The 18,410-nt window shown below is 72.7% G+C and carries 16 protein-coding genes and 1 pseudogene; 13 read left to right on the top strand and 4 right to left on the bottom strand.

Annotation, left to right across the window (positions count from 1 at the left end):
- The 10 genes and pseudogenes from LCD33_RS25155 to LCD33_RS25110 all read left to right on the top strand — a co-directional run.
- Positions 1–284, top strand: a pseudogene (locus LCD33_RS25155) (hypothetical protein); the annotation flags it as partial.
- A gap of 87 nt (positions 285–371) precedes the next feature.
- A complete protein-coding gene (locus tag LCD33_RS25150) occupies positions 372–1,193 on the top strand; it encodes an ESX secretion-associated protein EspG (RefSeq protein WP_224978351.1) in 822 nt (273 codons plus the stop codon).
- Between the two features lie 214 nt (positions 1,194–1,407).
- Entirely contained in the window at positions 1,408–2,724 is a 1,317-nt protein-coding gene (locus LCD33_RS25145) for a pitrilysin family protein (RefSeq protein WP_224955983.1), read from the top strand.
- Positions 2,721–4,088 (top strand): pitrilysin family protein, encoded by a 1,368-nt coding sequence (locus tag LCD33_RS25140; RefSeq protein WP_224955982.1) that lies wholly within the window; start codon positions 2,721–2,723, stop codon positions 4,086–4,088. The genes LCD33_RS25145 and LCD33_RS25140 overlap by 4 nt, the downstream gene beginning before the upstream one ends.
- Entirely contained in the window at positions 4,085–5,014 is a 930-nt protein-coding gene (gene nudC / locus LCD33_RS25135) for an NAD(+) diphosphatase (RefSeq protein ID WP_224966108.1), read from the top strand. The genes LCD33_RS25140 and nudC overlap by 4 nt, the downstream gene beginning before the upstream one ends.
- Positions 5,015–5,279: 265 nt before the next feature.
- Positions 5,280–7,367, top strand: a complete 2,088-nt coding sequence (locus tag LCD33_RS25130; protein WP_224955980.1) for an ATP-dependent DNA helicase UvrD2 — start codon at positions 5,280–5,282, stop codon at positions 7,365–7,367.
- A 136-nt stretch (positions 7,368–7,503) separates the two neighbouring features.
- The gene (locus LCD33_RS25125) at positions 7,504–7,686 is read left to right on the top strand and encodes a hypothetical protein (protein WP_224955979.1); all 183 of its coding nucleotides are present in this window, start codon (positions 7,504–7,506) and stop codon (positions 7,684–7,686) included.
- A gap of 176 nt (positions 7,687–7,862) precedes the next feature.
- Positions 7,863–8,240, top strand: coding sequence for a WhiB family transcriptional regulator (locus tag LCD33_RS25120; RefSeq protein WP_224955978.1), 378 nt, complete (start codon positions 7,863–7,865; stop codon positions 8,238–8,240).
- Entirely contained in the window at positions 8,237–8,476 is a 240-nt protein-coding gene (locus tag LCD33_RS25115; protein WP_224955977.1) for a hypothetical protein, read from the top strand. Before LCD33_RS25120 ends, LCD33_RS25115 begins: the two co-directional genes overlap by 4 nt.
- 11 nt (positions 8,477–8,487) lie before the next feature.
- A complete protein-coding gene (locus LCD33_RS25110; protein ID WP_224955976.1) occupies positions 8,488–9,345 on the top strand; it encodes a trans-aconitate 2-methyltransferase in 858 nt (285 codons plus the stop codon).
- Positions 9,346–9,433: 88 nt separating this feature from the next.
- On the opposite strand, the gene LCD33_RS25105 is transcribed toward LCD33_RS25110, so the two are convergent.
- Entirely contained in the window at positions 9,434–10,762 is a 1,329-nt protein-coding gene (locus tag LCD33_RS25105) for an AarF/ABC1/UbiB kinase family protein (RefSeq protein ID WP_224955975.1), read from the bottom strand.
- A gap of 226 nt (positions 10,763–10,988) precedes the next feature.
- On the bottom strand, positions 10,989–11,138 hold the full coding sequence (locus LCD33_RS25100; RefSeq protein WP_224955974.1) for a DUF5679 domain-containing protein: 150 nt from the start codon (positions 11,136–11,138) through the stop codon (positions 10,989–10,991).
- A gap of 212 nt (positions 11,139–11,350) precedes the next feature.
- Between LCD33_RS25100 and LCD33_RS25095 the strand changes: the two genes are divergently transcribed.
- The gene (locus tag LCD33_RS25095) at positions 11,351–11,893 is read left to right on the top strand and encodes a M48 family metallopeptidase (protein ID WP_224955973.1); all 543 of its coding nucleotides are present in this window, start codon (positions 11,351–11,353) and stop codon (positions 11,891–11,893) included.
- A 65-nt stretch (positions 11,894–11,958) separates the two neighbouring features.
- On the opposite strand, the gene LCD33_RS25090 is transcribed toward LCD33_RS25095, so the two are convergent.
- Entirely contained in the window at positions 11,959–13,434 is a 1,476-nt protein-coding gene (locus tag LCD33_RS25090; protein WP_224955972.1) for a zinc-dependent metalloprotease, read from the bottom strand.
- Between the two features lie 139 nt (positions 13,435–13,573).
- Here LCD33_RS25090 and LCD33_RS25085 point away from each other — a divergent pair, with 139 nt between their 5' ends.
- Positions 13,574–14,599 (top strand): PDZ domain-containing protein, encoded by a 1,026-nt coding sequence (locus tag LCD33_RS25085; protein ID WP_224955971.1) that lies wholly within the window; start codon positions 13,574–13,576, stop codon positions 14,597–14,599.
- A gap of 35 nt (positions 14,600–14,634) precedes the next feature.
- Here the strand turns inward: LCD33_RS25085 and LCD33_RS25080 are convergent, their stop codons facing one another.
- The gene (locus LCD33_RS25080; RefSeq protein ID WP_224966113.1) at positions 14,635–15,165 is read right to left on the bottom strand and encodes a PPA1309 family protein; all 531 of its coding nucleotides are present in this window, start codon (positions 15,163–15,165) and stop codon (positions 14,635–14,637) included.
- 240 nt (positions 15,166–15,405) lie between these two features.
- On the opposite strand from LCD33_RS25080, the gene LCD33_RS25075 reads away from it, so the two are divergent.
- On the top strand, positions 15,406–18,291 hold the full coding sequence (locus LCD33_RS25075) for a UPF0182 family protein (protein WP_224955969.1): 2,886 nt from the start codon (positions 15,406–15,408) through the stop codon (positions 18,289–18,291).
- Positions 18,292–18,410: the final 119 nt, after the last annotated feature.

Below are 18,410 nucleotides of genomic sequence, written 5' to 3'. Positions count from 1 at the left end.
GTGCGGGGGGCGGTGCCGGTCGCGGGGCGGGCACGAGTGGCGTCGGCGCGGGTGGCCGCGCGGGTGTCGGCGGAACTGGTGCCGGGGCGGGTGCGGGCGCGGGAGGTGGCGCGGGCGGTGCGGGTGCCGGTCGCGGTGGCATGGGCGGCGGCATGGGTGGCGCCGGTCAGCGCGGCCAGAGCGGCGAGGACGCCGAGCACGAGCGCCCGTCGTGGCTGGAGGAGCACGACGACATCTGGATGAACGACATGCCCAAGACCGCACCGCCGGTCCTGGGCGAGTGATTCGACGCCGACCGGCCGCGGGGGGCCGATCGGCCACCGCCAGGGGTCGGCGGCTTGGTATCTGCACTTCACAGGGGAGAGAACGCAGTGACCGCTTTGGGCTCGTGGCAGTTGCCTCCGGTGCACCTGGACGTGGCGCTCAAGTACCTGGGGATCGAACGGTTGACGCTGCCGTTGACCAGCAGGTCGGCCGGGTACACCGCCGAGCAATTCACCCGCATCGCGAAACCCGAACTGGAACGGATGCACGCGAGCGGCGTGGCGGTGGCCGACGAGATCGCACCGCCGCTCGCGGCGGCGCTGAAGGTGCTCGCGACCCCGTTCCTGTGGGTCGATTCGATCTGGTTCCCGCAGGTCGGCGCGGACCACTGCTGGCGGGCGCTGGCCGCGTTCACCGAGGGGAACCGGGTGGTGGTCGGGGTGCAGGCCCCGAGCGAGGACCCGAACCGGGGCGGGCTGCTCACCGTCGAGGTGCACCAGAACGTGCCGCTGCCGCAGGTGCTGCTGGGCACGCTGCCCCCGGCGCGGCCCGGCGGTCAGGGCCCGGTGCGGGTGCCGGCGACCTCGCTGGTGCCGCCGCAGCAGGAGGACTTCGACCGGTCGAGCATGCTGCGCTCGGTCGCCGAGGAACGCGGCAGCACGGGTGACCGGCAGGTGCGGCTGTACGAGGCCATCGGCGGGGCCCCGCACCACCGCATCGGCCAGCTCGCCGCGAACTTCCGGGACCGCAACGGCCGCAAGCACCGGTCGAAGGTCGTGTCCTGGTTCGACAACCTCGAACCGGACGGGCGCTACCTGAACCGGGTGGAACGCGGCAGTTCGGGCGAGCAGGTGCTGGCGCTCCTCCCGGCGGACGCGCGCGCCATCGGCGGCGAAGTGGACGCCCTGGTCGCCCAGGTCCGCGGCTGAGCGTCGGGCCCGCGGTGCTCACCGCGCGTGGTCGTCCGCGCTCGTCGACGGGTGCGGCCGCGGCGGTGGGCGCCCGGGTACGGCGGTCCCGTGGCCTGCGGCGTCGGTGGTGCCGGGTGCGCCTCCCGGCGCGCGTCCCGCGGAGCGGGGCCGGGCACGCAGCGCAGCGAAGGGGGTACGCGGCGCGTCACCCAGCGCACGTAGGCTGCGAGGCATGGTCGAACCCCCACTGCATCGCGTCACCCTGCCGAACGGGCTACGCGTGGTGCTCGCGCCGGACTCGGCGCAGGGCGCCTCCGGTCAAGCCCCCGTCGTGGGCGTCAGCGTGCACTATGACGTGGGCTTCCGCTCCGAACCGGAAGGCCGCACCGGCTTCGCGCACCTGTTCGAGCACCTCATGTTCCAGGGCAGCGAGAGCCTGGAGAAACTGGCGCACTTCCGCCACGTGCAAGGCTCCGGCGGCACGTTCAACGGTTCGACGCACCAGGACTACACCGACTACTTCCAGGTGCTGCCGTCGGCGGCCCTGGAGCGGGCGCTGTTCCTGGAAGCCGACCGGATGCGGGCGCCGAAGCTCACCGAGGAGAACCTGCGCAACCAGGTCGACGTGGTGAAGGAGGAGATCCGGCTCAACGTCCTCAACCGCCCCTACGGCGGGTTCCCGTGGATCCTGCTGCCGCCGGTGCTGTACTCCACCTTCGCCAACGCACACAACGGCTACGGCGACTTCACGGACCTGGAGCAGGCGACGGTCGACGACTGCGCCGCGTTCTTCGACACCTTCTACGCGCCGGCGAACGCGGTGCTCACCATCGCCGGTGACTTCGACGTGGACCACGCGACGGAGCTGGTGCACCGGCACTTCGGCGACGTCCCGGCCCGCGAGGTGCGGTCGCGCCCGTCGTTCGCCGAACCGTTCCCGACCGAGCAGCTCACCGGCGTGCACACCGATCCGCACGCGCCGCTGCCCGCGATCGCGCTGGGCCACCGGCTGCCGGACCCGGTCGGGGAGCTGGACCAGTACCTGGCGAACATCGTGCTGGCCGCGGTGCTCACCGACGGCGACGCGTCCCGCTTGCAGCAGCGCATGGTGTACCGGGAGCCGCTGGTGGTGGACGTGCACGCGGGCTGCGGCCTGATGGGCGCGCCGCTGGACGCCCGCGATCCGGACACCTTCACCCTCACCGCGATCCACACGCCCGAGGTGGACGCGGAGCGGGTCGTGGCCGCGGTGGACGCCGAGCTGGAGTCGATCGCCGCGAGCGGTCCGACGGCGGAGGAGCTGTCCCGGGTGACGTCCCGCTGGGCCGCTTCGCTGCACCGCGAACACGACAGGGTCATCTCCCGCACCCTCGACCTGGGCAGCGCCGAGCTGATCCACGGCCGCGCCGAGCTGATCTCGGAGCTGCCGCGGCGCATCGCCGAGGTCGGTGCCGACGAGGTCGCCGCCGCCGCGAAGGCCCTCACCCCGGACGCGCGCGCCACCCTGCGCGTGCAGCCCGACTCGAACTCCGCAGGAGGTGCGGCATGACCCAGGCCACCCACCGCAGCGCCGAGGAGATCGGCCGCACCGAGGCAGGCCCGCGTCCGCTGCCGCCGCTGGGCGAGCCGCGCGCGCTGCGCACCCCCGACGTGGTCGACACCGAGCTGCCGAACGGGCTGCGGCTGATCGCCGCCCGGCACGGCGTGGTGCCGATGGTCGAGGCCAGGCTGCGCATCCCGTTCGCGGGCGAGGACCCGATGCACCCGGCGCGCGCCGAGGTGCTGGCCGAGACGGTGCTGACCGGCACCGCCGCCCGGGACCGGGTCCAGGTGGACACCGACCTGGCGGCCGTCGGCGGCGAACTGCACGCCGTGGTCGACCCGGAGCGGCTCAGCTTCGTCGGCAGCGCCCTGTCCAGCGGGCTGGGCACGCTGCTGGAGGTGCTGGGCGACGCGCTCACCGGCGCCGCCTACGCGGCCGACGAGGTCGCGGGGGAGCGGGACCGCCTGGTGGAGCGGCTCGCGGTGGCCCGCTCGCAGCCGCGCGTCATCGCCCGCGAGGAGCTGCAGCGGCACCGCTACGGCGACCACCCGTTCGTCCGCGAGGTGCCGCAGGCCGCCGACGTCGGCCAGGTCGGCCCGGAGGACGTGCGCGAGCTGCACGCCCGCGCGGTGCTGCCCCGCGGCGCCACCCTGGTGCTGGTCGGCGACATCGACCCGGACACCGTGGTGGACGAGGTGACGCGGATCCTCGCGCCGTGGGACGCGGCGGGCACCGCCGCCGAGCTCCCCGCGCTGCCGCGGCTGCAGGGCGGCGACGTGCGGCTGGTGCACCGGGACGGCGCGGTGCAGTCGCAGCTGCGGATGTCCGCGCAGGGCCTGCACCGCACCGACGAGCGCTACCCGGCGCTGCAGATCGCGAACCTCAGCTTCGGCGGCTACTTCTCCTCGCGGCTGGTGGAGAACATCCGCGAGGACAAGGGCTACACCTACGGTGCGCACTCGTCGTTCGAGTTCACCCGCGGCAACGGCACGATCCTGGTGGACGCCGACACCGCCAGCGAGGTCACCGCGGCCGCGCTGCTGGAGATGCGCTACGAGTTCGGCCGCCTCGCGCTGGTCCCGCCGACGGCGGCCGAGGTCGAATCGGCCCGGCAGTACGCCATCGGCGGCCTGCTGACCTCGACGTCCTCCCAGTCGGGCCTGGCGTCGATGCTGTCGACGCTGGCCGCGTGCGGGTTGGACCACCGCTGGCTGAGCGCGCACCCGGACCGGCTGCGCGAGGTCACCGCGGAGCAGGTCGCGGAGGCGGCGCAGCTGTACGCGCCGACCTCGTTCACCGGCGTGGTGGTCGGGGACGCGGCGAAGATCGGCGACCAGCTGCGGGCGCTGGGCGGGGTGGTGCTGCCGTGACCGAGACGTGCGCGGCCGCCGTCTCCGACGGCCCGGGCTTCCGGCTGGACTCGGCGCCGCTGCTGTCCCGCTCCACGGTGGACCGCACCGAGCTGCTGCGGGACGGCCCGGCCGCCGAGCAGTGGACCGCGGGCAGGGTGCTGCTGGTCGACGGCAAGGGACGCGCCCAGATCGCACCGGACGGGCGGCTCGTCTACGAGGACGCCGCGGTGTTCGGCGAGCAGCCCACGCCGCGCGCGGTGCTGCTCGGCGCGCAGGACAACACCACCTACTGGGCGCTGCGCACCGAGCGCGACGGGGCGCAGGAGGGCTGGCAGGACCTGCGGGTCGCGGGCGCCCAGCTCGACGACACCGACGCGGGCCTGCTCACCACGGCCGTCGGGCTGCTGAACTGGCACGACCACTCCCGCTACTGCGCGGTGTGCGGCGCGGCCACGAACCGGGTGAAGGTGGGTTGGGCGCGGCGCTGCTCCGGTTGCGACCGCGAGGAGTACCCGCGCACCGACCCGGCCGTGATCTGCCTCGTCCACGACGGCGCCGACCAGGTGCTGCTGGCGCGGCAGCCGGTGTGGCCGCCGGAGCGGTTCTCGGTGCTGGCCGGGTTCGTCGAGGTCGGCGAGTCCCTGGAGGCCTGCGTGCGGCGCGAGGTCCAGGAGGAGGTCGGCGTGCTGGCCACCGAGGTGCGCTACCTCGGCAGCCAGCCGTGGCCGTTCCCCCGCTCGCTGATGCTGGGCTTCGCCGCGATCGCCGACCCGGCGGTGCCGCTGCGCCCCGCGGACGGCGAGATCGAGGAGGCCCGCTGGGTGTCCCGGGCCGACGTGCAGGCCGCGATGCGCACCGAGGACGGCATCATCCCCGGCCTGCGGCTGCCGCCGAGCGTGTCCATCGCGCACCGGATGCTGAAGGGCTGGGCGTTCTGGGCCTAGGTCCCTGCCTGCGGTCCGGCGGTTCCCCGCCCGTGCCCGACGGCGAGCACGGGGCCGGGCCGCCGGTACCGGGTGCCGTGCGTGCCGCGCCGCGGCTCGGACCGGTCCTCGCCCGCCGGGGCCCGGATCCACGACGCGGTCGGCGTGACGCGCTGGACCGTGCCGCGGCCTCCGCTCCATCGGAGAGGTTCCGAGCGGGCCGCGCGCGTCGACGCGCGGTGGGGTTGCCGCCGCCGGGCGGGGCGGTTCTGCGAGGATGCCCGGCATGGCCGATCAACCGCGACTGCTGGAAGGGCTCGATCCGGAGCAGCGGGCGGCGGTCACCGCGCCACGCGGCCCGGTCTGCGTGCTCGCCGGCGCCGGTACCGGCAAGACCCGCACCATCACGCACCGCATCGCGCACCTGGTGCAGCTCGGCCTGGTCGTCCCGCAGCAGGTGCTGGCCGTGACGTTCACCGCCCGCGCCGCGGGCGAGATGCGCACCCGGTTGCGCGCCCTCGGCGCCGCCGGGGTGCAGGCGCAGACCTTCCACGCCGCCGCGTTCCGGCAGTTGCGCTACTTCTGGCCCCGGGTGCACGACACCCAGGTGTGGCCGCTGGTGGACAACAAGTTCCGGCTGGTCGTGCAGGCAGCGAACCGGGTGGGCCTGTCCACCGAGAAGGAGTCGGTGCGCGACCTCGCCGGTGAGATCGAGTGGTCCAAGTCCTGCCTGGTCTCGCCCGACCAGTACGCCACCGCCGCCGCTCGCGCGGGCCGCGACGTGCCGGTCGTGCCGCAGCAGCTGGCGAAGGTGTTCGCCACCTACGAGCAGCTCAAGAACGACGCGCGGATGCTGGACTTCGACGACCTGCTGCTGCACACGGTCGCCATCCTGGAGGAGCACCCGGAGGTCGCCGAGGAGTTCCGCGGCCGCTACCGCTCCTTCGTCGTGGACGAGTACCAGGACGTCAACCCGCTGCAGCAGCGGGTGCTCGACGCGTGGCTCGGGAACCGGGACGACCTGACCGTGGTCGGCGACGCGAACCAGACGATCTACTCGTTCGCCGGGGCCGCCCCGAAGTGGCTGGTCGGCTTCCCGAAGCGCTTCCCGGACGCGACCGTGGTCCGGCTGGAGCGCGACTACCGCTCGACCCCGCAGGTCGTGGCGCTGGCCAACAAGGTCATCGGCGCCGCCCGCGACCGCCCGGCGGGCACCCGGCTCAAGCTCATCGGGCAGCGCCCGGACGGTCCCGAACCGGACTTCGCCGAGTACGACCACGAACCGGCCGAGGCGGAGGCCATCGCCCGCAAGATCGCCGCGCTGGCCGGGCGGGGCGTGCCGCTGTCCGAGATCGCGGTCCTGTTCCGGGTGAACGCCCAGTCCGAGGTGTACGAGAAGGCGTTGTCCGACGCGGAGATCCCGTACCAGGTGCGCGGCGGCGAACGCTTCTTCAACCGCACCGAGGTGCGCCAGGCCGTGGTGGCGCTGCGCGGCGCCGCGGGCCGCGGCGACGAGCCGGGCGCGGACCTGCCCGGTTCGGTGCGGGCGGTGCTGGGCGATGTCGGGCTCACCGACGAGCCTCCGGTGGGCGGGTCGGCCCGGGAGCGCTGGGAGTCGCTGATCGCGCTGGTCGAGCTCGCCGAGGAGCTCGCGGCCGTCGCCCCGGAGGCCGACCTGGCCCGCTACGTCGCCGAGCTGGAGCAGCGCGCCGAATCGCAGCACCCGCCGACGGTGGAGGGCGTCACGCTGGCCTCGCTGCACTCGGCGAAGGGCCTGGAGTGGGACGCGGTGTTCCTCGTCGGGCTCGCCGAGGGCACCCTGCCGATCCAGCACGCCGAGGACGAGGCGGGCGTCGAGGAGGAGCGCAGGCTGCTCTACGTCGGCGTCACCCGCGCCCGCGAGCACCTGCACCTGTCCTGGGCGCTGGCCAGGGCCGCCGACGGGCGCCGCTACCGCCGCCGCAGCAGGTTCCTCTACGGCGTCATCCCGGACCGGCACCCGGCGGCGATGCCGGCGAAGACCAGGACCCCCGAGCCGGGCCCGCCGCGCAAGCAGGCCACGCCGCGCTGCCGCACCTGCGAGTCGGTGCTGGTGAGCACGATGGACATCAAGCTGGGCCGCTGCTCGACCTGCCCGTCGGACGTGGACGAGGGCCTGCTGGACCGGTTGCGCGCCTGGCGCAGCGACCGGGCTCGGCAGCTGAAGGTCCCCGCCTACGTGGTGTTCACCGACGCCACGCTCACCGCCATCGCCGAGCAGCGCCCGTCTGACGAGGCGGCGCTGGTGGCGATCTCCGGGATCGGCGCGAGCAAGGTCCGCAAGTTCGGCGACGACGTGCTCTCGCTCGTCCAGCGCGAGCACGGCCGAAACTAGCCGCTGAGCAGGAGTTTCTCCTCCATCGGCGGAATCTCGGAAAATCGGTTGCGGCGCGCTTCCCGCGCCTCATAGTCTGCACAGCACAAGCCGAGGTGTTCGGAACCCGGCGCGATCCGGAGGGGAGGTGGCAGCGATGACCGGCATTCAGACGCTCGGTACCCCTGGCCTCCTCATGTCCGGGGGTATCGCGCTGTTCCGCGGTCGTTCCACGACCCTGCCCGGTTTCGACCGCGCCATCGCCACGCCGCGTCCGACGGACGGCGGCCGTCCGGTCGATGGCCGCACCGCGCCGGTTCGCGCGGAGCTCGATCCTTGATCCGCTGATCTAGGACGCGCTCCAGGCTCTTCTTCAGAGGCCGCGCACCCCGCAACCGGGTTCGCGGCCTTTTTCGCGTCCGCACTTCGCGAAGCAGCGCCATTCGAATGTGTTCCTGGGGAGTTCCCCACCGTCGGTCCGGGCACGTGCACTGCCCTGAACGGTCAGGAGGAGAGATGTTGACCACCAGCGTCCGGGTAGCACCCGAGCGAAGAGCTGACGACGCCGGAGGTGGCGGCGCGGTCGGCGCGCTGCTGGACGAGGTCACCGACCAGGGCGAGGGGGTGCCCTGCCGGCAGGACCCGGATCTGTGGTTCGCCGAGAGCCCCGGTGACCTGGAACGGGCCAAGACCCTGTGCGGGCACTGCCCGCTGAAGCAGCATTGCCTGGAAGGCGCGCTGTCCCGCGGCGAACCGTGGGGAGTCTGGGGAGGCGAGATCTTCGAACGCGGCGCGGTCGTCGCCCGCAAGCGCTCCCGCGGCCGCCCCCGCAAGAACCCGGCCCCTGCCGAACCGGCCGTTCGCGGCCCCCGATCCGAGGAGAACGCGGCATGACCTTCCCCGCCCGCACCCGCAACCACGTGAACGACCTGGTCGAACCGAACGCGAAGGACACCACCCGAATGCTCATGCCCGAAGACATGGCGCGGATGCGACATCACGACCTGCTGGTCGAGGCGCACCGGCACCGGCTGGCCCGCCAGGCCACGGCCGGGCGCTGGTGGCGCCGGTTGGCGCACTACGCGCAGCAGCGAGCGGACCACGCGGAGGGGGCGATCACCGAGCCGTAGAGTGCACGTTCGTGGCTCACTCGCACGACGGAATCGACTGGGACGCCAAGATCGCGCGGCTGCGCGAGGGCGACGAGCTGGCCGGGCCGGAGACCGCCGATCTGGTGCGCGACCTGCTCCGGCCGCAGGACCGCACGGTGATCGACGTCGGTTCCGGGGCGGGTGGCGCCGCGACCGCGTTCGCGGACGCCATGTGGGACACCGGGGGCACGGTGATCCTGGTGGACTCCGCGCCGGAGCTGCTGGCGGAGGCGGCGCGCAACACCGCCGCCACCGCGGGCCCCGACGTGCGGGTGCTGTCCGTGCAGGCCGACGTCGCCCGCGGCGACCTGTCCGCGGTCGGCCAAGCCGACCTGGTGTTCGCCTCGTTCGTCGTGCACCACCTGCCGGACCAGCTCGCCGGCCTGCGGCGGCTGGTCAAGCTGGTGCGCCCCGGCGGGCGGCTCGCCCTCGTCGAATCCGGCCTGGAGCCGCGCGTGCTGCCCTGGGACGTCGGCGTCGGAGAGCCCGGCCTGGAGGCGCGGCTGGCGGCCGCCCGCGCCGAGTGGTTCCGGGAGATGCGCGAGCAGATGCCCGGTTCGACGCGGCTGAAGGTGGGGTGGGCGCAGGCCATGGCCGATGCGGGCCTGGACGACGTGCTCACCTGGACCCAGCTCGTGGACCGCCCCGCCCCCGTGTCCGGGGCCGCGATGACCGCGGTGCTGCGCAGGCTGGAGTGGCTGCGCCGGGGAGCGGAGGGGCGGGCTGCGCAGGCCGACCTCGACGCGGTCGACGCACTGCTAGACCCGGACGGCCCGCACTACGCGGGGAACCGGGACGACGTGCACTACCTGCTCGCCCAGACCATCCACGTCGGCACGTTGCGCTGACCCGCGGACGGGTTCGTGGCGCGAGGAGACCCGGTGGCGGTTCCGGTGCTGACGGGGCACCGCTCCGACCTCGAAGCCTCGACGGGCCTCAGTCGGCGGCGGGTTCGGGATCGGCGAAGCCGGGTTGCCAGCGGTCGATGATCGCGCGGGCCGCGAACTCGGCGTCCAGCTGGCACAGGATGCCCGTGGCGCCGAGCGTCACCCGGTGGATCAGCAGGTAGTCCGGGGGCAGGTTCAACGCCCGCCCGGTGCGGAAGTCCGGGCTGCGCAGGTCGCCGACCCGCTCGGCCTGCTGCTGCATCCAGGACCGGGTGAAGTGGAACCGCTCCTCCCGCACCGGGTCCACGAACGGTCCCAGGTAGGCGAGCACGTCCTCGGCGCGCAGCTCGCTGCCGGTCTGCACGAAGCGGTCGGCGCGCAGCAGCTCCAGCAGCTCCTCGGCACGTCCCTCCACCGCGAGCCGCAGCATCCGGCCCATCTCCGCGGGCAGCCCCTCGGGCAGCCGCGCCACCGCGCCGAAGTCCAGCACGATGAGCCGGCCGTCCGGTGCGAGCAGGAAGTTCCCCGGGTGCGGATCGGCGTGCAGCAGCCCGGACCGCTCGGGGGAGGAGAAGTGGAACTCGGCCAGCAACCGCCCGGCCCGGTCCCGCTGCTCCCGCTCGCCGTCGGCGATGACCTCGGAGAACGGGGTGCCGGTGATCCACTCGGAGACCATCACCTGCGGAGCGCTGGCCACCACCTTCGGGATCAGCACCTTCTCGTCCCCGTCGAAGGCCGCGGCGAATGCGCGCTGGTTGTCGGCCTCGGTGCGGTAGTCGAGCTCCTCGACCATCCGGTCCTGCAGCTCCGCCAGCAGCGGTTTGATCTCCGCGCCGGGAGCCAGCGACTGGAACAGCCGGGAGAACCGGCTCAGCTGGCGCAGGTCCGAGCGCAGCGCCTCGCCCGCGCCCGGGTACTGGATCTTGACGGCGACGTCCCGGCCGTCGTGCCACACCGCGCGGTGGACCTGCCCGATGCTGGCCGCGGCGGCCGGGACGTCGTCGAATTCAGCGAAGCGGTCCCGCCAGGTCCGCCCCAGTTGTTGCTCCAGCACCCGCCGCACGCTGGTCCCGGACATCGGGGGAGCGGCGGACTGGAGCTTCGTCAGCGCCTCGCGGTAGGGCTCGGCCATCTCGTCGGGCACCGCGGCCTCGAACACGCTCAGCGCTTGGCCGAACTTCATCGCGCCGCCCTTGAGCTGTCCCAGCACCGCGAACAGCTGCTCGGCCGTGCGCGCCGAGAGTTCCGCGTTGATCTCGTCGGCGGACTGGCCGCTGAGGCGCTTGCCCCACCCGGCGGCCATCCGCCCCGCGACGCCCAGCGGAAGGCTGGCCAGTTTGGCGGTGCGGTGCGCCGCCCGGCGGGGAATGTCGGTCACGAGGGCTCCTTTGCCGCGCGCAGGAGAACCGCCCCGGCTCCGAAAGGGGATCGGATTCCGGGGCCGGAGCACATCGTAGTGGTTCACCGACCGGTTGTGGGGTGCCCGAACCCCGCGTGGGTCGTGGCCCGTCCCGGAACGCGCCGGTCACGACGCGGGCGGGACGCGGTTCCACGTGCGGCGGGCCTCCGGTCGAGCCGGGCCGCACGGGTTCCACCACCGGTCCTCAGGCCTTGCCGAGGATCCGGGTCATGCGGGTCCCGCACACGGGGCAGGTGCCCTTGGCCATCCGTCGGCCGTTGGTCTCCGTGATCTCGCCGTTGAAGTCGCGCTTCTCCCGGCATTTCACGCAGTAGCCGTTGTAGGTGTCGGCCACGGCGTCCTCCTTGGTGTTGTGATCGCTACGGCGCGTGCCCGGCCGGACCGCGCTGGAGGAACCGTACAGGTGGCCGTATCGATATCACTGCATTGAGCTGATCGCATGTTAGGGGGAATGGAGTAATTCGTTAGGTGATCACGCGCAGTAGGCGTGTGGAAAACCGCACTGCGATGTCCGGACGTCGGTGCCACTCGCTAAGGTCAGATCTCGTGGCAGAACCGCAGGTCGAGGTGCGTCGCAGCAAACGGCGGCGACAGACGGTCAGCGCGTACCGGGACGGCGACAAGGTCGTCGTGCTGCTTCCGGCCCGGATGAGCAGGGCCGAGGAGAAGAAGTGGGTGGCGGAGATGCTCAGCCGCCTGCAGCGCAGCGAGACGCGCCGCCGCTCCCCGGCGCGCGACTCCGACGCGGCCCTCGCCGAACGCAGCCGGGAACTGTCCGAGCAGTACCTCGACGGCCGCGCCGAACCCCGCTCGATCCGCTGGGTGCCGCCGATGCGCACCCGCTGGGCCTCCTGCACCCCCAGCACCAAGCACATCCGGATCAGCGAGCGGTTGCGGGACGTGCCGAGCTGGGTGCTGGACTACGTGCTGGTGCACGAGCTCGCGCACCTGCTGGTCCCCGGGCACGGCGACGACTTCTGGAAGTGGGTCAACCGGTACCCGAAGACCGAACGGGCCGTCGGCTACCTCGAAGGCATCTCCGCGGCCGCCAACCTCGGCCTCACCATGGACGGTGACCCGGAGGGCTGAGCGCGGCCCCTGAAACGCGAACGGGGGCCCGGAGGAGCACACCTCCGGGGCGCCGTCGCGTCGGATCACTTCGAGTCGGGGCCGGACTCGTCCTCGTCGTCGGACCTCTTCGAGTCCTGCTCGCCGGATGCGGAGCCCTGCTCGCCGGAAGCCGCGGCCTGCTCCGCCTCCTCGGCGCGCTTGATCGCCGCGATCGGGTCGTCCAGGTCCGAGGAACCGCCCCAGCGGTCCGCGAAGTCCAGCGGCTCGTCCAGGTCGGCGGCGTCCGGCAGCAGGTCCGGGTGGTCCCACACCCGGTCCCGGCTGTCCAGGCCGTGCCGCTCGGTCATCAGCCGCCACAGGTTCGCGGCGTCCCGCAGCCGGCGCGGCCGCAGCTCCAGGCCGATCAGCGTCGCGAACGTCTGCTCGGCGGGGCCACCGCCGGCGCGGCGCCTGCGGATGGTCTCGCTCAGCGCGTCCGCCCCCGGCAGCCGTTCGCCGAGCGCGTCCGAGACCACCACGTCGACCCAGCCCTCGACCAGGGCGAGCAGCGTCTCCAGCCTGGTCAGCGCGGCTGCCTGCTCCGGCGTGGTCTTCGGTTCGAGCAGGTTGGAGCCCATCAGCTCCTGCATCGAACTCGGGTCCGTCGGGTCGATCTTGCTCGCCAGGTCTTCCAGCGAGGAGGTGTCGACCTGGATGCCGCGTGCGAACTCCTCCACGGTCGCCAGCAGCCGCTGCCGCAGCCACGGCACGTGGCTGAACAGGCGGTGGTGCGCCGCCTCCCGCGCCGCGAGGAACAGGGTCACCTCGTCCAGCGGCCGGTCCACGCCCTCGGCGAACCGGGCCACGTTCGCGGGCAGCAACGCCGCGGTGCCCTCCGGCGCCAGCGGCAGGCCCACGTCGGAGGAGGTCAGCACTTCGGCGCCGAGCTGCGCGAGGCTCTTGCCGAGCTGCGAGCCGAAGCCCAGCCCGCCCATCTGGCCGAGCATGGACAGCAGCGGCCCGGCGGCCTGCTTGGCCTCCGCGGGCAGCGCCTCCATCCAGGCGGTGGACATCCGCTGCGCCACCGGGTCGCACAACCGCTGCCAGGTCGGCAGGGTCTGCTCCACCCAGTCCACCGACGACCAGACCTTCGTGGTGCGCGCGCCCGCGGGCAGCGCCGTCGTCGGGTCGAGCCACAGCTCCGCGAGGTGGACCGCGTCCTGCGCGCCCTTCACCTCCTGCTGGCTGGGCCGCTCGGTGCGCTCGTTCGAGTGCAGCTGCTGCACCGCGAGCTGCTTGGCGAGGTCGTAGTTGACCGGCCCGGAACCGCCGCTGCCCGAATGGCTCAGCACCTGCCCCAGCTGGGAGAACATCTGTCCCAGCTGCCCCATGTCGAAGTTCATCCCGCCGGGCATGCCGCCCATGCCGCCACCCGGCAGCGCGCCGCCGCCGAAGCCGAACCCCGGACCGGGGTTCTGACCGGAGTCACCGGCGCCACCGGAGCGCCCTTCCGACGACTCCCCCTTGTCGCGGTCGTCGTCGGGATCCTGCGGGCTGAACCCGAACGGCATGTCATTCATGCCTCCACCGTACGCGGATCGCGTCGAACCGGATAAGTCGCTCGGCGACCCGCGGGGGCCGATGTCGCAGCGTGCGGCTCGGTTCCGCGATCACCCGCCCGGAGATCGCGCCGGAGGCGGCCACGTACCCTGTCGCCTCGTGAGCCGTCGAACCTGGACGTTATTGACCAGCGTCATCCTGGTGGCCGCTTTCGGGCTGCTCGGGGCGTTCGCCCCGGTGCCGTTCGTGGCGCTCGGTCCGGGACCGACCTACAACACGCTGGGCGAAGAGGCGGGCACGCCGGTCATCCGGATCGACGGCCAGCGGACCTACCCGACCGCCGGGCACCTGAACATGACCACGGTGTCGGTGACCGACCACCTGTCGATGCTGGGGGCGCTCGGGCTGTGGGTCAGCGGCCGGTACGCGCTCGCGCCGCGCGAGGTGTACTACCCGCCGGAGAAGACCGAGCAGGAGATCGAGCAGGAGAACACCCAGGCGTTCAACGACTCGCAGACCGACGCGGAGACCGCGGCGCTGCACCACCTGGGCTACCCGACGAAGGTGCTGGCGGGCACGGTCGTCACCGGCAGCCCCGCCGACGCGGTGCTCGAACCCGGCGACCAGCTGATCGCGGTCGACGGCAAGCCGATCACCGATCCGCCCGCGCTGCAGGCCGCGGTCGCCGCCGGCAAGCCCGGCGAGCAGGTCCGGCTGACGTTCCGCCACGGCGACGAACCGGAGCGCACGGTGCCGGTCGTGCTGGGCACGAGCTCCGACGGCCGTCCGCAGGGCTTCCTCGGCGTGGGCGCGGTGGGGCGCCCGGACGTGCCGTTCGACATCAAGATCAGCCTCGCCGACGTCGGCGGACCCTCGGCCGGGCTGATGTTCTCGCTGGCGATCGTGGACAAGCTGACGCCCGGCGAGCTCAACGGCGGCAAGTTCGTCGCGGGCACCGGGGAGATCGACGCGGTCGGCAACGTCGGCCCGATCGGCGGCATCCCGTTCAAGATGACCATGGCGCGGGAGGCCGGGGCCACCACGTTCCTGGTGCCCGCCGGGAACTGCTCTGAAGCGAAGTCGCAGGCGCCGGACGGGCTGCAGCTGGTGCGCGTCGGCACCCTCGACGAGGCGACGCAGGCGCTCGACACCCTGCGCGACGGCGGCGCCCCGCCCAGCTGCTGATCCGGTCGGGCCGCCGGTCCGCCGCCGCGGGCCGGCTAAGCCGTCGCGAAGGTCTCGTGCAGCGCGCGCAGCAGGTTCGGCGCCAGCGACGGGTCCTGCACCAGCTCGCCGTCGCCGCCGCTTTCCCGCAGCCGCAGCACGCAGGTCTCGTTCCCGACCCGCAGCACCGCGGCCACCAGCCGCGCCTCCTGCCGGTCCGGGTGCTCCGCCGCCGCGCGGCGGGCCTCCTCGTCGTCGTCGGTGGGCAGCCCGGCCTCCGCCTCCGGCGGCAGCACCACGATCTCCTGCACCAGCGCGCACCCGACGACCTGGTCGGGCCACTCGATGCGGGCCAGCGCCTCCGCCAGGTCCTCCGCGGGCAGCGACTCCTGCGCGATCGGGGTCAGCGCCGACTCGGCGTCCAGCTCGGCGGCCAGCGACGGCTGGGCGGCCAGCAACTGCCCGGTCGGCACCAGCGCGAAGATCTGGGTGGGCTGGTCCCAGCCCGCTGCGGCCACGAACTCCTCGACCTCGCGGGCCGCGCCGGGAAGGGCGGCGGCGAGGTCCTCACCATGAGCGGCTGACATGCCGCACATCGTCGCACCCCGCACCCGGCCGTCCCGCGCCCGACCGGCGCACCCCGCCGCCCGGACCCGCCACGACCGGGCGGACCCGCCATGACCAGGAGAAGCGATGTCGGATTCGCCGGAATTCGAGTGCGATCGGGGGAACCCTCGGCGGCATCGTAGAGTTGAACATCGCGAGGGGAGTCGTCCCCGGCCCGTCGATCGTCGCCTGGAGTGTGCGCTGTGGCCATGCGGCCTGTAATGCCGAAACTGTCCCGGCGGAGCCGGATCCTGCTGATCATCGGCGTGGTCGTGCTCGCCGGCCTGATCATCTGGTCCAGCTTGGTCGGCGCCTACGTCGACTGGCTCTGGTACGGGGAAGTCGGCTACCGGGGGGTCTTCACCACCCAGCTGCTCACCCGGATCGGCCTCGGCGTCGGAGCCGCGCTGTTCCTCGGCGCCGTGCTGCTGCTGAACCTGTGGATCGCCTACCGCACCCGGCCGGTGTTCGTGCCGATCAGCGGACCCGACGACCCGCTCGCCCGGTACCGCACCCTGATCAGCGCCCGGCCCGCCGCGTTCGCGCTCGGCATCCCCGCCGCGGTCGCCGTGCTCGGCGGCCTCGCCGCGCAGGCCGACTGGCAGACCCTCCAGCTGTTCCTGCACAGCGTGCCGTTCGGGCAGACCGACCCGGAGTTCGGCCACGACATCAGCTTCTACACCTTCCAGCTGCCGTTCTACCGCTGGCTGCTGTCCTGGGCGTTCGTCGCGATCACCGTCGCCTTCATCGGCGCGCTCGTCACGCACTACATCTTCGGCGGCGTGCGGCTCGCCGGTCGCGCCGGGCAGCTGTCCGCGCCCACCCGCGTGCAGCTGGCCGTGCTCGCCGGGCTGTTCGTGCTGCTCAAGGCGGTCGACTACTTCTTCGACCGGTACGACCTGCTGCTGTCCCAGCGGAACTCGCTGTTCACCGGTGCCACCTACACCGACCTGAACGCGGTCATGCCTGCGAAGCTGATCCTGCTGTGCATCGCGGTGTTCTGCGCCCTCGCGTTCTTCGCCGCCGTGTTCCTGCGCGACCTGCGGATCCCCGCGCTCGCCACCGTGCTGCTGGTGCTCTCCAGCGTGCTCGTCGGCGCGGTCGGACCGGCGCTGCTGGAGCAGTTCTCCGTGCGCCCCAACGCCAACCAGCGCGAAGCCGAATCCATCCGCCGCAACATCGCCGCCACCAGGCAGGCCTTCGACATCGGCGAGGACAAGGTCGAGGTGCACGACTACCCGGGCGTCACCAACCTCCGGCCCGAACAGGTCGCCGACGACGCGGGCACCATCCCGAACATCCGGCTGCTCGACCCCAGCGTCCTGTCCGACACGTTCACCCAGCTCACCCAGCAGTACAACTTCTACGGCTTCCCCGACAAGCTCGACGTCGACCGGTACCGGGACGCCAAGGGCGAGCTGCAGGACTACCTCGTCGCCCTCCGCGAGATCAACACCGCCGGTCTGGCCGCGAACCAGCAGTCGTGGATCAACCAGCACATGGTCTACACCCACGGCAACGGGTTCGTCAGCGCGCCCGCGGACCGCGTCGACTCGACGCTCGAAGAAGGCCGCACCCAGGGCGGCTACCCGGTGTTCTCCGTCAGCGACGTCGCCAACGACGGCCGCGGCGAGATCCCCGTCGACCAGCCGCGGTCCTACTTCGGCGAGCTCGCCTCCACCTACGCGATCGTCGGCGGCGACCCGGGTGAGGCGCCCCGCGAGTACGACACCGACAGCAGCGCCTACACCTACACCGGCCAGGGCGGCGTGCCCCTCGGCAACTGGTTCAACCGGCTCGTGTTCGCCGCGCACTACACCGAGCGCAACATCCTGTTCAACCAGGCCATCGGCGAGAATTCGAAGATCATCTACGAGCGGAACCCGCGCGACCGCGTGCAGAAGGTCGCGCCCTGGCTCAAGGTCGACGGCGACCCGTACCCCGCCGTCGTCGACGGCCGCATCAAGTGGATCGTCGACGGCTACACCACGCTCAACAACTACCCGTACTCCGAGCTCACCGAACTCGGCGAAGCCACCAACGACACCCTCCCCGGCGTCCAGCGGCAGCCCAACCAGCAGATCAACTACATCCGGAACTCGGTGAAGGCCACCGTCGACGCCTACGACGGCAACGTCGAGCTCTACGAAACCGACGACACCAAGCCCGACCCCGTCCTCAAGGCGTGGGAAGGCGTGTTCCCCGGCGTCGTCAAGCCCAGCTCCGAGATCAGCCCGCAGCTGCGCGACCACTTCCGCTACCCCGAAGACCTGTTCAAGGTGCAGCGCTCCCTGCTCACCGAGTACCACGTCGACAACCCGTCCGACTTCTACTCCACGCAGACCTTCTGGGAAGTGCCCCCGGACCCCACCAGCGGAGGCCAAGGCGGCGCCGCCGACGAAGGCAACCAGCAGCCGCCGTACTACGTGCTCGCCCAGGTCGAAGGACAGCAGCAGCCCACGTTCCAGCTCACCAGCGCCCTCACCGCGCTGCGGCGGCAGAACCTCGCCGCCTGGGTCTCCGCGTCCTCCGACCCCCGCGACTACGGCAAGCTGACCGTCCTGCGCCTGCCCACCAACACCCAGACCCCCGGGCCCAACCAGGTGCAGAACCAGATGGAGTCCACCCCCGAGGTCACCGAGAACCGGACCCTGTTCAACAACCCCAACGTCAACGCGATCTTCGGCAACCTGCTGACCCTGCCCGTGAAGGGCGGACTGCTCTACGTCGAACCGATCTACATCCAGCGCAACGAGCAGGACTCCTACCCGCAGCTCGCCCGCGTGCTCGTCTCCTTCGGCGGCAACGTCGGCTTCGCCGAGACCCTCCCCAAGGCCCTCGAACAGGTCTTCGGCGCGGGCGCGGGCGACGCCACCGGCGACGGCCAGGCCCAGCAACCGCCGAACCAGAAGCCCGGCGGGCAGCCCCAAGCCCCGGGGCAGCAGCCGACGCCTGAACTCCGCAGCGCCGTCAACGACATCCAGAGCGCGCTCGAACAAGTGCGGACCGCGCAGCAGTCCGGCGACCTCGGCAACCTCGGCGGGGCGCTCCAGCGGCTCGAAGGCGCCGTCGGACGCTTCGAACAACTCCAGGGCAACGGCGGCTGATCGACCGCGGGGGGGGCCCCGCCCGGCCCCCCCCCGGGCCCCCCCCCCCGCACCCCCCGGGGGGGGCCCCCCCGCCGGCCCGGCGGGGGCCCGCCCGTGAGGTGGGGTTTAAAGAGAAA

Origin of the sequence: Saccharopolyspora sp. 7B (genome assembly GCF_020177435.1) — a bacterium.
Classification (GTDB): Bacteria; Actinomycetota; Actinomycetes; order Mycobacteriales; family Pseudonocardiaceae; genus Saccharopolyspora_C; species Saccharopolyspora_C gregorii.
The sequence above is the reverse complement of the archived record's forward strand: the minus strand, read 5'-3'. Positions and strand labels throughout refer to the sequence as shown.

Bases quoted from the DNA above. Each gene is read 5' to 3' on its own strand.
- LCD33_RS25145 (WP_224955983.1), top strand. From the start codon at position 1,408: ATGGTCGAACCCCCACTGCATCGCGTCACCCTGCCGAACGGGCTACGC.
- LCD33_RS25140 (WP_224955982.1), top strand. From the start codon at position 2,721: ATGACCCAGGCCACCCACCGCAGCGCCGAGGAGATCGGCCGCACCGAG.
- LCD33_RS25130 (WP_224955980.1), top strand. From the start codon at position 5,280: ATGGCCGATCAACCGCGACTGCTGGAAGGGCTCGATCCGGAGCAGCGG.
- LCD33_RS25125 (WP_224955979.1), top strand. From the start codon at position 7,504: ATGACCGGCATTCAGACGCTCGGTACCCCTGGCCTCCTCATGTCCGGG.
- LCD33_RS25120 (WP_224955978.1), top strand. From the start codon at position 7,863: ATGTTGACCACCAGCGTCCGGGTAGCACCCGAGCGAAGAGCTGACGAC.
- LCD33_RS25115 (WP_224955977.1), top strand. From the start codon at position 8,237: ATGACCTTCCCCGCCCGCACCCGCAACCACGTGAACGACCTGGTCGAA.
- LCD33_RS25090 (WP_224955972.1), bottom strand. From the start codon at position 13,434: ATGAATGACATGCCGTTCGGGTTCAGCCCGCAGGATCCCGACGACGAC.
- LCD33_RS25080 (WP_224966113.1), bottom strand. From the start codon at position 15,165: ATGTCAGCCGCTCATGGTGAGGACCTCGCCGCCGCCCTTCCCGGCGCG.
- LCD33_RS25075 (WP_224955969.1), top strand. From the start codon at position 15,406: ATGCCGAAACTGTCCCGGCGGAGCCGGATCCTGCTGATCATCGGCGTG.